Source organism: Neisseria sp. P0014.S002 (assembly GCF_051958295.1).
In the GTDB taxonomy this organism is placed as follows: domain Bacteria; phylum Pseudomonadota; class Gammaproteobacteria; order Burkholderiales; family Neisseriaceae; genus Neisseria; species Neisseria flavescens_B.
Genome location: NZ_JBQCVO010000002.1, coordinates 234,415 through 246,937, shown reverse-complemented (window position 1 = coordinate 246,937; position 12,523 = coordinate 234,415). Strand labels below are relative to the sequence as shown.

Below are 12,523 nucleotides of genomic sequence, written 5' to 3'. Positions count from 1 at the left end.
ATGAATACAAACCAAAGCGAACGAATATGAATGCAACGAACCGTATCCCAATTAGTGTGCGCATCACTCAGGAAGATGCTGATTTTATTGCCGAACTCAAAATCGAAGGTGCGAATACGCCGTCTGAAAAAATCCGCGAATTGCTCAAGCTGGCGCGCTTGGCGCATACACAGACACGCGATTACGGCTCTGCACTGACGGCGCAGGAGCAATTTTTCCAAGCAGCAAAACACGAAATCTTGCACGCGGAAAAGCAGGCCGGAGTGCATTCACATATCGTAGCAAGATTGTTTGAACAACTGCCCGACTTGGGCGCAACGCTCGCCGCCGACCTGCCCGAAGAAGCCGACCTCGATGATTTGAAAAAATACGAGCGCGAATTGATGTGGCGCATCGTCCGCCTCACGGACAGCATCTTGCAACTCGCCGTAACCGGCAAAGGTGCGGCATACGACGATACCGTACTGCAACAGCTTGAAAACACTTTGAAACTGGCGAAGATTGTGCAACAGGCAAATGAAGTTTAAGGCTGCCGCCATACCAAATGAAACAAACACGTTTTAGTGAAAGGAAAATCCAAATGAGCGAAACCCTATCCCGCAGAGTAGGCCGTCTGGTAAGCGGCGGTTTTCATGCCCTGATTGATGCGGCGGAAAACCTCGCGCCTGAAGCGGTAATGAACGAAAGCATCCGCGAAATTGAGCGCGCAGTAGATGAAGTGCGTGCTGAGTTGGGCAAAGTGTTGGCTCAGAAACACCTTGCCGCCAAGAAAATGGCCGATGAAAGCAACCGCCACGAGGCCATCGATGCCAATCTGCAAGCCGCTGTAGATGCCGGTCGCGATGATCTTGCCGAAGCGGGTATCGCCGAACAGATGGACATCGAAGCGCGTCTGCCCATCTTGGAAAACACCATTGCCGATTGTGCCGCACAAGAAAAAGAGCTGGAAGGCTTTATCGCTGCCCTGCAGGCGAAAAAACGCGAGATGCAGCAGCAGTTGCAAGACTGGCGTGCCGCACAGCAAAGCATGGGGACAGGCAAAACAGCCGGTAGCAACGGCAGCGACCTCAACCGCATTGCCCGTGATGCTGAAAAAAGCGGCAATGCTTTCGACCGTGTGATGGGTCGCCAAAACTCGGTACACAGCAGCACCGATGCGGCGCAGTTAGCCAAGCTGAAAGAACTGGAAGACTTAAGCCGCAACAACCGCATTGCCGAAAGATTGGCGGCATTGAAAGCGAAATCATAAGCCATATTGAGAAAATCGCGGTTTCAGACGGCCTCTATCTTCACGGGGCCGTCTGAAAAAGGAAAACCATACACACCTCAATAACAAAAAGATGCCGGATTGGGAAAAATCCTGTCGGTTACGACAAATTAATAAAAATACCCATATCCAATCGGCTTAACTTTAAAATAAAATATATGCCGTCTGAAAATTAAAAAGAATAAGGAAATGCAATATGTGGAATTTAATCAACGCCCCCGAAACTGAAATCTTCGGTATTGCCATTGCGCTGATGGTTTTGCTCGGTGTGTTGGAAGTCATTTCCATGCTGGCAGGCGGTATCAGCGACTGGTTGGACAACCTGTTGCCCGACAGTCTGACCGAAACCGCGCACGCCGAAGTCGGATTGGATGTGGCGGACGCAGGCATATTCGTGCGTTTCCTGAGCTGGCTGTATGTCGGACGTATTCCAGTGTTGATGTTGATGGTAGTATTTCTTGCCGTATACGGACTGACGGGTTATCTGTTTCAGACGGCCTTTGCCATTGTATTCGGCAGTTATCTGAATGGCACGCTGGCAGCAGTCATCGTTTGGTTTCTTTCCCTGCCCTTAGTGCGCATAACGGCTAGCGGTTTGTACAAAATTATGCCGAAAGATGAAACCACTGCCGTTTCGCAGGAAAGTTTGATCGGTCGCGTCGGCACAGTGGTGTTGGGCGAAGCTCGGGTAGGCAATGCGGCGCAGGTGCGCGTAAAAGATGCTTACGGCCAACAGCATTATGTGATGGTAGAGCCTGACTCTGAAGATGTATTGAAACAAGGCGATGCGGTATTGCTGGTGTCGTTGGACGGAAATACGTTTAAAGCGATTTTGAATCCGAGCGGCAGCTTGGTTGATTAAGACCGTCTGAAACTGCTGATTTATCGATATGGTAAAAATAGATACTTTACCGCCCTATCCTCACCATCTAGAAATTTGAAATAACAATTAGAAAAACAACCACTCTATTATTTCAACCCATATTTTTAACCCTTTCAGACGGCCTCTCTCCCTCAAAGCCTTCTGAACCCACCGCCCCCAAAGGCATATTAACAAGAAGAAAGGAAAAACCATGAATTTGGTCTCCATCGGCACCATCGCCGGCGTCATACTCGTCGCGCTGTTTGTACTCGGCCTTATCCTAACCCGTCTGTATCGCCGTGCCAGCAAAGAAGTCTCATTTGTCCGTACCGGTTTTGGTGGCGAAAAAGTCATCATGAACGGCGGTGCTATGGTGCTGCCTGTGTTGCACGAAATCATCCCCGTCAACATGAATACATTGCGCCTTGAAGTGCGCCGCGCTGCCCAACAAGCGCTGATTACCCGCGACCGTATGCGCGTTGATGTGATGGCTGAATTTTACGTCCGCGTTAAACCCAGCGCCGAGAGCATTGCGACCGCCGCACAAACGCTGGGTATGAAAACCATGTCTCCCGATGAGCTGAAAGACCTCGTCGAAGGTAAATTCGTTGACGCCCTGCGCGCCGTTGCCGCAGAAATGGCAATGGAAGAGCTGCATGAAAAACGTGTTGATTTCGTACAGAAAGTACAACAAGTCGTGAGCGAAGATTTGTTTAAAAACGGTCTCGAACTCGAAACCGTTTCCCTGACCGGCCTCGACCAAACCAGCTTTGAGTTCTTCAACCCGCAAAACGCCTTTGACGCGGAAGGTTTGACCAAACTGACCGAAACCATCGAAGGCCGCCGTAAAAAACGCAACGAAATCGAACAAGACACCGACTTGGCGATTAAAACCAAAAATCTTGAAGCCGAACAACAACGCCTGAAAATCTCACGCGAAGAAGAATACGCCAAACTCGAACAAGAGCGTGAAATCTCGGTACGCCGTGCAGAACAAGAAGCCAGCATCGCCGAACAAGAAGCCCAGAAAAAACGTGAAGCGGAAGAAGCGAAAATTGCCGCCGAACGCGAAGTGGATTTGAAACGCATTGCCGCCGAACGCGACATTAAAAACGAAGACATTAGAAAAGCCCAAGCAGTTGAGCAAGCGGAGGTTGAACGCCGCAAAGCCATCGAATTGGCCGAGCAAGACCGCGCCATCGCCGTTGCCGAAAAATCGCGTGCCGAATCTGAAGCCAAAGCCGAAGCCGACAAAGCCCGCGCCGCCGCTGTTCGCGAAGAAGAGAGCGTGATTACCGTACGCGAAACCGAACGCGCCGAGCGTGCCAAAGCGGTTGAATTGATTGCCGCCGAAGAAGCCGCGCAAAAAGATGCGATTTCGCTCACCGTTGCCGCTGAAGCTGAAAAACAAGCCGCACAAGACCGCGCTGAAGCCGTGCGTATTGCCGCCGAAGCCGAAGCCGAAAAACACCGCCTGCAAGCCAAAGGTGAGGCCGATGCCAAAATTCTGTTGGCACAAGCGCAAGAGCAACAATACAAAGTTGATGCAGAAGGTACCCGTGCTGTGAACGAAGCTGCCAATGTCCTGAGCGTTGAACAGGTTGAAATGCAAGTTCGCCTTGCCCTGTTGAAACATCTGCCTGACATCATCCGCGAGTCCGTCCGCCCAATGGAAAAAATCGAAGACATCAAGATTTTGCAAGTCAATGGTCTGGGTGGCTTTGCCGGTGGTGCAAACGGTGCGGAAGGTATTTCAGACGGCCAAACCACACAAGCCAGTCTTGCAGACCAAATGGTCAACAGCGCCCTGCGCTACCGCAGCCAAGCCCCGTTGGTTGACGGTCTCTTGAAAGAGTTGGGACTGAATGGTAGCGACATCAACGGTCTGACCCAAGGACTGGATAAAACCATCGACCAATCATAAACGAATGCCGCAATAATGGTTTGAAGGCCGTCTCTGAAACTTTTCAGACGGCCTTTTTTGTATGCGAGCTCAGAAAAACTCTAATATTTTCAATACTGATAAATTCAATTCTATTACGATTGCAATAAATTAGGAATCATCCAATCTGTTTTCAAGGATAAAAAGATTGGGTGGGCTATTTTAAATAGCGAATCACAAGACTAACTGCTTCGACAATGATCCACCAACAATTTAGTCATAGAAGCCGGTTCTACCGTTTCGATTTCAAACTTGCCATCTACTCATCTATCGACATTTCAATATCAAGCTGCTTATCTTCAGGCAAATAAAAAAGCACAACATTTCGTTGTGCTTTTTCTTGATGAACCCACATTACTTGTTTTTTTGCGAACGAAGGTAATCCAAAGTTTTCAGCTGGGCAATGGCAGCTGCCAATGCTTTGTGCGCTTCGGCTAAAGATTTTTCGTCTCGGGCTTCAGAAACACCAGTTTCGGCTGCTTTTTTAGCTGCTTCAGCACGCGCCTGATCCATTTCGGTACTGCGGACGGCAACGTCTGCCAATACGGTAATCTTATCAGGCTGTACTTCTAAAACGCCACCGGAAACGGCAACCAGCACTTCTTCCGCTTCACCCGGAACAGTCAAACGCAATGCGCCGGGGCGTATCAAACTCATAATCGGCTCGTGTCGTGGATAAATACCAAGCTCACCTTGAACGGTCGGAACCACCACAAAGCTGGCCTCGCCCGAATAGATGTTTTGCTCGCTACTAACCACTTCAACTTGCATGGTGCTCATGCCGGCCTCCTTAGTTTAAGGTTTTCGCTTTCTCAGCCGCTTCTTCAATGCCGCCTACCATGTAGAACGCTTGTTCAGGCAGATGGTCGTATTCGCCGTTCAAGATGGCTTTAAAGCCGGCGATGGTGTCACGCAATGGAACGTATTTGCCTGGAGAACCAGTAAATACTTCGGCAACGTGGAACGGTTGAGACAGGAAGCGTTGGATTTTACGGGCACGCATCACAGTCAGTTTGTCTTCGTCAGACAATTCGTCCATACCCAGAATGGCGATAATGTCACGCAATTCTTTGTATTTTTGCAGAGTAGACTGTACACCGCGCGCTACGTCGTAGTGCTCTTGACCCAATACCATCGGATCCAATTGGCGTGAAGTAGAATCAAGCGGGTCAACTGCCGGGTAAATACCCAAAGATGCAATATCACGGCTCAATACGACGGTGGCGTCCAAGTGGGCGAAAGTTGTCGCTGGAGACGGGTCAGTCAAGTCATCCGCAGGTACATATACGGCTTGGATGGAAGTAATGGAACCGGTTTGGGTAGAGGTAATACGCTCTTGCAAACGACCCATTTCTTCAGCCAATGTCGGTTGGTAACCTACTGCAGAAGGCATACGGCCCAACAGTGCAGATACTTCAGTACCGGCCAGAGTGTAACGGTAGATGTTGTCAACGAAGAACAATACGTCGCGACCTTTACCGTTTTCGTCTTTTTCGTCACGGAAGTATTCGGCCATAGTCAAACCGGTCAAAGCAACGCGCAGACGGTTGCCTGGAGGTTCGTTCATTTGGCCATACACCATGGCTACTTTATCCAATACGTTGGAATCTTTCATCTCGTGGTAGAAGTCGTTACCTTCACGGGTACGTTCACCCACACCTGCGAACACGGACAGACCGCTGTGCGCTTTGGCGATGTTGTTGATCAATTCCATCATGTTTACGGTTTTGCCCACACCAGCACCACCGAACAGACCTACTTTACCGCCCTTAGCAAACGGACACAGCAAGTCGATCACTTTAATACCGGTTTCCAACAATTCGGTAGTTGAAGACAACTCGTCGAATTTCGGAGCAGTTTGGTGAATGGCACGGCTCTTGTCGGTATCGATCGGACCTGCTTCATCAACAGGCGTACCCAATACGTCGACAATACGACCCAAAGTACCTTTACCTACCGGCACAGTGATTGGCGCACCAGTATTGCTTACAGACATGCCGCGTTTCAGGCCGTCTGAACTACCCATTGCAATAGTACGGACAACGCCATCACCCAGAAGCTGTTGAACTTCCAGAGTCAGACCGTTCTCGTCCAATTTCAGGGCATCGTAAACATGCGGGATAGCGTCGCGTGGGAATTCCACGTCAACCACCGCACCAATAACTTGTACGATTTTGCCTTGGCTCATTATCGTATCCTAATTTCCTGTTCAGGCTTCAGACGGCATTAAACTGCCGCTGCACCTGCTACAATTTCTGACAATTCTGTGGTAATCGCAGCTTGACGCGATTTGTTGTACACCAAGCGCAATTCTTTAATGGCATTGCCTGCGTTGTCGGTTGCGGCTTTCATCGCTACCATACGCGCGGCTTGTTCGGATGCCATGTTGTCGCTCAATGCCTGATAAACCACAGACTCTAAATAGCGGCGAACCAAATATTCCAATACGGCGATAGGACTCGGCTCGTAGCGGTATTCCCAAGTAAATGAAGAATGACCTGCTTCGTCATCAATAACGTTTTCACCGATAGGCAGCAAAACTTCCATACGCGGCTCTTGGCGCATTGTATTGACGAAACGTGAGTAAACCATATGGATACGGTCTAATTCATGCTTCTCATAACGTTGGAAGATTTCGGTCAGAGGTCCGAGCAGCAATTCCATTTTTGGGGTATCGCCCAAATTGGTTGCGCTGGCAATAACATTCAAACCGATGCTTTGGCATGCAGCCAAACCTTTACTACCCAGGCACACGACTTCGACTTCGATGCCTTGTTCCTGATACTCTTGAACTTGCGCCAAAAACTTTTTCAGTACGTTTGCGTTCAAGCCACCGCACAAACCTTTATCCGAGGTAATCAAAATGAAACCGGCACGACGCACTTCGCGGTGCGGCTCCAACAATTTGATACCATGATCGGCATGGGTCTGTGCAAGATGGCTCATCACTGTACGCACTTTTTCGGCGTACGGACGCGCTAAGCGCATCCGGTCTTGAGTCTTCCGCATTTTAGAGGTCGACACCATTTGCATCGCTTTAGTGATCTTTTGGGTATTTTGAACACTACGGATTTTGGTGAGAATCTCTTTTCCGACTGCCATTTCAGACTCCTTTCATCTCAATACTTATGCTTGGTAAGCGTAAGAAGATTTGAAAGATTTCATGGCTTCGGTCAATGCTTTTTCGCTTTCGTCAGACATTGCGCCTGATGCATTAATCGCTTCCAGAACCTCAGGATGTTGCGTACGTACGAAACTCAAGAATTCTGCTTCGAAAGCCAAGGCTTTGGATACCGGAACATCTGCGTAAGAACCGTTGTTGATCGCCCACAAAGTCAATGCCATTTCGGCAGTGTTCAATGTGCTGAATTGTTTTTGTTTCATCAATTCAGTAACCACTTCACCGTGTTGCAGCTGTTTGCGTGTTGCTTCGTCCAAATCGGAAGCAAATTGCGAGAACGCTGCCAATTCACGGTACTGTGCCAACGCCAAACGGATACCGCCACCCAGTTTTTTGATGACTTTAGTTTGTGCTGCACCACCTACGCGCGATACGGAAATACCGGCATTGATTGCAGGACGGATACCGGCGTTGAACAAGTCGGTTTCCAAGAAGATTTGGCCGTCTGTAATCGAAATTACGTTGGTCGGTACGAATGCTGATACGTCACCGGCTTGGGTTTCAATAATTGGCAACGCAGTCAGAGAACCGGTTTTGCCTTTTACTTCGCCATTGGTCAGTTTTTCAACTTCGTTTTCGCTGACGCGGGCCGCACGTTCCAACAGACGGGAGTGCAGGTAGAATACGTCGCCAGGATATGCTTCACGACCAGGAGGACGGCGCAACAGCAGGGAAATTTGACGGTATGCAACGGCTTGTTTAGACAAGTCATCGTATACGATCAATGCATCTTCACCACGGTCACGGAAGAATTCACCCATGGTACAACCGGAGTAAGGAGCAATGTATTGCAGCGCAGCGGCTTCAGAAGCAGTTGCAGCAACCACGATAGTGTGTTCCATCGCGCCATGCTCTTCCAATTTGCGTACTACGTTGGCAATAGAAGATGCTTTTTGACCGATAGCCACATAAATACAGATAACGCCTGTACCTTTTTGGTTAACGATGGCATCCAGTGCTACGGCAGTTTTACCAGTTTGACGGTCACCAATGATCAACTCACGTTGGCCACGACCAACCGGAACCATAGAGTCAATAGCTTTCAGGCCGGTTTGCATTGGTTGGTCAACCGATTTACGCGCAATCACACCTGGTGCAATTTTTTCGATTGGAGCAGTCAATGTTGTGTTGATTGGACCTTTACCATCGATAGGACGACCCAATGCATCAACTACGCGGCCAACCAGTTCACGACCGATCGGCACTTCCAAAATACGGCCGGTACAGGTAACTGTATCGCCTTCTTTAATGTGTTCGTACTCACCCAACACTACGGCACCGACGGAGTCACGCTCCAAGTTCATGGCTAGACCGAAAGTGTTACCGGGGAATTCGAGCATCTCACCTTGCATCGCGTCTGACAAGCCATGAATGCGCACAATGCCGTCTGTAACAGAAACAACGGTACCACGGGTACGCACTTCTGCATTGACGGACAGATTTTCGATTTTGGCTTTAATCAAATCGCTAATTTCAGCAGGATTAAGCTGCATGAAAACTCTCCTAATTCGTCATAGTCGTATACAAAGCATTCAGTTTGCCTTGTACGGACAAATCCAAGACCTGATCACCCACTTCTACTTTGATGCCGCCAATTAATTCAGGGGCAACTTTAGTTACCACATCCAATTTGCTGTTGAAGCGTTTTGTCAGGATATCGGTAACATCGGCCAGCTGCTGAGAACTGAGTTCATACGCGCTGTAAATTACTGCCGATTTCGTATTGTTGTGTATCAAGGTCAAATCTTGATATTGGGCATAAATTTCCGGCAATACCAGCAAACGCTTTTGCTCGGCCAAAACGGTAATGAAATTTGCCAATTCGACATTTTTGATACCGACAAGACCTTTGAGCGTTTCTGCTTTTTCGGAAGCTCCCGTTTCCGGTTGCTCGATGAAAGCAATGACTTTCTCATCTTGAACAACCGCTGCGAGTTCTTTCAGTTCGCCCAACCAAGACTCGATTTGGTTTTTTTCCTGAGCCAGACTGAACAATGCTTTCGCATAAGGTCTGGCAATCGTTGCGAACTCTGCCATAAGATTACAGCTCCTGTTTTAAGGTACTGAGCAAATCTGCATGTTTGGAAGCATCAATTTCCTTACGCAAGATAGATTCCGCACCTTTAACAGCCAGTGTAGCAACCTGTTCGCGCAATGCTTCGCGCGCACGGTTAACTTCTTGCTCCACATCAGCTTTTGCTTGGGCTGCAATGCGTGCTGCTTCATGAGAAGCTTGCTCTTTGGCTTCTTCTACAATTTTTGCAGCACGTTTTTCGGCGTTGGCAACCATTTCGGTTACCTGATTACGCCCTTCGGCCATAAGTTCTGCAACTTTTTTCTCTGCCTGCTCAAAATCGCTCTTACCGCGCTCGGCAGCAGCCAAGCCCTCGGCGATTTTTGCGGCACGCTCATCCAATGCTTTGGCAATCGGAGGCCATACGAATTTCATCGTAAACCAAACCAAGCCAAAGAAAACCAGGATTTGCGCAAATAAGGTTGCATTAATATTCACGTTACTTAACCTTCGTATCTGGGTTAATCAAACAGACCATAAGCCTGTATCTGAACGGATCGCTCCGTCTTGATTACGCAGCACCAAACGGGTTAACGAAGGCGAACAACAGGGCAATAGCCACACCGATCAAGAAGGCCGCATCAATCAGACCAGCTATCAAGAACAGTTTGGTTTGCAGAGGACCGATCAGCTCAGGTTGACGAGCAGAAGATTCCAAGTATTTAGAACCAACCATTGCGATACCGATAGAGGCACCCAATGCACCCAAGGCAACGATCAAACCACATGCGATAGCAATCAAACCCATTTTTAAACTCCTTAAGATAGTAAAGGTTAAACTACAAAAACAAACTACGAAAAAACTACTTGATTAGTGTGCATCATGCGCTTGTCCGATGTATACGAACGCCAACGCCATGAAAATAAATGCCTGCAAGGTGATAACCAAAATGTGGAAAATCGCCCAAGCCAAACCGGCAATCAGGTGGAACACAAATAAAATTGGATCCAAAGTTTCGATACTGCCGGTTGACGCCCATGCACCACCCAACAAAGCGATCAGCAGGAACACCAGCTCACCGGCATACATATTACCAAACAACCGCATACCGTGGGATACGGTTTTGGACAAAAACTCTACCAAGTTCAGCAGGAAGTTGGCCGGAGCGAGTATCGGGCCAAAAGGTGCGCTGAACAATTCGTGAATCCAACCGCCAAAGCCTTTGATTTTGATATTGTAATAAATACATACCAACAATACGCCAATTGCCAAAGCCAAAGTCGTATTCAAGTCAGCAGTCGGCACAACGCGCAACAGTGCATGATGATTACCAGTAATGCCTTGCCATGTCATCGGCAGCAAATCAACCGGCAACATATCCATGGCGTTCATCAGGAAAATCCAGACAAACAGGGTCAAACCCAAAGGCGCAACGGCTTTACGCGATTGTTCGTTATGAATAATACTCTTACACATGTTATCCACGAATTCGAACAAAATTTCAACAGCCGCTTGAAAACGGCCGGGCACGCCAGCAGTTGCTTTTTTGGCACCGCGCCACAAAAGGAAGCTGCCGATTACGCCCAACAGAACAGCAAAAAAGATTGCATCAAGGTTAATGAACGAAAAATCAGCGATGTTTTTCAGTCCTTGACCCTGAGTAACATCCGACAAACTGGTCAAGCTTTGCAAGTGGTGCTTGATGTAGTCGGCAGCGGTCATAGTTTCACCTGCCATAGTGTTTCACTCTCAACAATACTAAAAAAACCAAATGACTGACGCCAAGAAACGCCAACAAAAATGGGAAAAATACCAGCGATTGATGCCATATCGCAAAAACGACCGACATTGATACCAGCGACAGCACTACTTTTAAAACCTCTCCGCCGACAAACATCGAACTTTGCAGGTTGGGATTTTGTCGGGAAAACTTTAAAAGTAAAACTGCAACTAGGGTAGGCAAAATGTACGAAAATCCTCCCGCCAAAGCAGAGAGGAAGCCGGGCAATCCGAAAAATAACGCACAAACAACTGAAATTATTAACAATACAATCACTTGCAATGGGACTATCTGATTCATTGTACTTCACACCCCAAAAACGCAAGGTAAATTAATATAATCAAGAAGTTTGTTAACGTCAAGCAATATGTTAATCTTTGTGAACCTTTCACAGATAAATGATTAACACATACAAAACAAATCTTTGCAGGAACGGAGTTTAACACAAATTACATGTTGCTACACAGATTTTACAGAAGATTTTGATTTGTATTGTAAGCATCTGTACGACCAGTCCTTTTATCAAAAATTCAGGCCGTCTGAAAATTTTTTCAGACGGCCTGTTTATAAAACCGTTAAAACTCTTGATTGATGCCTAACTGTTTCAGCAAATATTCGAATGTTTCCGGCGTATCAAAATGCAGTACGATTTTGCCTTTTTTCTGATTGCTGGTTTTGACTTCGGCATTGACACCCAAACGCTCGGTCAGTGCATCATTAATACGGCGGATATCCGGGCTGATGGTTTTGGCTGCTTCCGGTTTGGCTTTTTGATGTGCCAACTGGCTGCGGCGTTCTACCTCGCGCACCGACCAACCGTTTTTGACAGCTTTTTGCGCCAACTCCAATTGATCAACCACATGCAAGGTCAGCAACGCACGGGCATGCCCCATTTCCAGACGGCGTTGATAAAGCATTTCCTGAACCGGCTCAGGCAGGCTCAACAGGCGCAGGCTGTTGGAGATGGCACTACGGCTTTTACCGACGGCTTTTGCGATGGTTTCATGAGTCAGGCCGAATTCATCAGCAAGACGTTTCAAACCTTGCGCTTCTTCAATCGGATTGAGGTTTTCACGTTGCAGGTTTTCAATCAAACCCATGGCCAACGCGGTTTCGTCGCTGATGGTTTTGATAACGACGGGAATTTCGGTCAAACCGGCCAACTGGGAAGCACGCCAACGGCGTTCGCCGGCAATCAATTCATATTGAGACAGACCACGTTCGCGTACGATAACCGGCTGGATAATGCCTTGTGCCTTGATGGAATCGGCCAATTCCTGCAAAGCTTCATCATCAATTTGCACACGTGCCTGATAACGGCCGGGCTGAATATCGGCGATGGCAACCGTTGTCAGGCGGTCGCTACTACTGCTGTCCACTGCATTAGAAATCAGCGAATCCAAACCGCGTCCCAATCCACCTTTTGCTTTTGCCATATTGTTTCCCTTTCAGACGGCCTCATTGTTGAAATGACGT

Annotated in this window: 14 protein-coding genes; 4 read left to right on the top strand and 10 right to left on the bottom strand. The window is 48.1% G+C overall.

The window, feature by feature from the left end:
* Positions 1-26 precede the first annotated feature (26 nt).
* From ACTHSX_RS03425 to ACTHSX_RS03410, 4 genes are all read left to right on the top strand, one after another.
* The gene (locus tag ACTHSX_RS03425) at positions 27-527 is read left to right on the top strand and encodes a hypothetical protein (protein ID WP_063076785.1); all 501 of its coding nucleotides are present in this window, start codon (positions 27-29) and stop codon (positions 525-527) included.
* A 53-nt stretch (positions 528-580) separates the two neighbouring features.
* Positions 581-1,249 (top strand): PspA/IM30 family protein, encoded by a 669-nt coding sequence (locus ACTHSX_RS03420; RefSeq protein WP_101756090.1) that lies wholly within the window; start codon positions 581-583, stop codon positions 1,247-1,249.
* Between the two features lie 214 nt (positions 1,250-1,463).
* The gene (locus ACTHSX_RS03415; RefSeq protein ID WP_440376811.1) at positions 1,464-2,129 is read left to right on the top strand and encodes a YqiJ family protein; all 666 of its coding nucleotides are present in this window, start codon (positions 1,464-1,466) and stop codon (positions 2,127-2,129) included.
* Between the two features lie 211 nt (positions 2,130-2,340).
* The gene (locus ACTHSX_RS03410) at positions 2,341-4,053 is read left to right on the top strand and encodes a flotillin family protein (RefSeq protein ID WP_440376810.1); all 1,713 of its coding nucleotides are present in this window, start codon (positions 2,341-2,343) and stop codon (positions 4,051-4,053) included.
* A 372-nt stretch (positions 4,054-4,425) separates the two neighbouring features.
* Here the strand turns inward: ACTHSX_RS03410 and ACTHSX_RS03405 are convergent, their stop codons facing one another.
* The 10 genes from ACTHSX_RS03405 to ACTHSX_RS03360 all read right to left on the bottom strand — a co-directional run bounded on the left by ACTHSX_RS03405 (position 4,426) and on the right by ACTHSX_RS03360 (position 12,483).
* A complete protein-coding gene (locus ACTHSX_RS03405; protein WP_440376809.1) occupies positions 4,426-4,851 on the bottom strand; it encodes a F0F1 ATP synthase subunit epsilon in 426 nt (141 codons plus the stop codon).
* A gap of 10 nt (positions 4,852-4,861) precedes the next feature.
* The gene (gene atpD, locus ACTHSX_RS03400) at positions 4,862-6,259 is read right to left on the bottom strand and encodes a F0F1 ATP synthase subunit beta (RefSeq protein ID WP_063076780.1); all 1,398 of its coding nucleotides are present in this window, start codon (positions 6,257-6,259) and stop codon (positions 4,862-4,864) included.
* 38 nt (positions 6,260-6,297) lie between these two features.
* Complete coding sequence (gene atpG, locus ACTHSX_RS03395; RefSeq protein WP_063076779.1) at positions 6,298-7,173, bottom strand: F0F1 ATP synthase subunit gamma; 876 nt, start codon at positions 7,171-7,173, stop codon at positions 6,298-6,300.
* A 24-nt stretch (positions 7,174-7,197) separates the two neighbouring features.
* Complete coding sequence (atpA, locus tag ACTHSX_RS03390) at positions 7,198-8,745, bottom strand: F0F1 ATP synthase subunit alpha (protein ID WP_003676111.1); 1,548 nt, start codon at positions 8,743-8,745, stop codon at positions 7,198-7,200.
* A gap of 10 nt (positions 8,746-8,755) precedes the next feature.
* Positions 8,756-9,289, bottom strand: coding sequence for a F0F1 ATP synthase subunit delta (locus ACTHSX_RS03385; RefSeq protein WP_440376808.1), 534 nt, complete (start codon positions 9,287-9,289; stop codon positions 8,756-8,758).
* Between the two features lie 4 nt (positions 9,290-9,293).
* A complete protein-coding gene (locus ACTHSX_RS03380) occupies positions 9,294-9,764 on the bottom strand; it encodes a F0F1 ATP synthase subunit B (RefSeq protein ID WP_254323580.1) in 471 nt (156 codons plus the stop codon).
* Between the two features lie 73 nt (positions 9,765-9,837).
* Positions 9,838-10,074 (bottom strand): F0F1 ATP synthase subunit C, encoded by a 237-nt coding sequence (atpE, locus tag ACTHSX_RS03375; RefSeq protein ID WP_003676106.1) that lies wholly within the window; start codon positions 10,072-10,074, stop codon positions 9,838-9,840.
* Between the two features lie 63 nt (positions 10,075-10,137).
* A complete protein-coding gene (gene atpB / locus ACTHSX_RS03370) occupies positions 10,138-11,004 on the bottom strand; it encodes a F0F1 ATP synthase subunit A (protein WP_440376807.1) in 867 nt (288 codons plus the stop codon).
* Entirely contained in the window at positions 10,994-11,347 is a 354-nt protein-coding gene (locus ACTHSX_RS03365; protein ID WP_440376806.1) for an ATP synthase subunit I, read from the bottom strand. The genes atpB and ACTHSX_RS03365 overlap by 11 nt, the downstream gene beginning before the upstream one ends.
* A gap of 275 nt (positions 11,348-11,622) precedes the next feature.
* Positions 11,623-12,483 (bottom strand): ParB/RepB/Spo0J family partition protein, encoded by an 861-nt coding sequence (locus ACTHSX_RS03360; RefSeq protein ID WP_039863743.1) that lies wholly within the window; start codon positions 12,481-12,483, stop codon positions 11,623-11,625.
* Between the last annotated feature and the right edge of the window lie 40 nt (positions 12,484-12,523).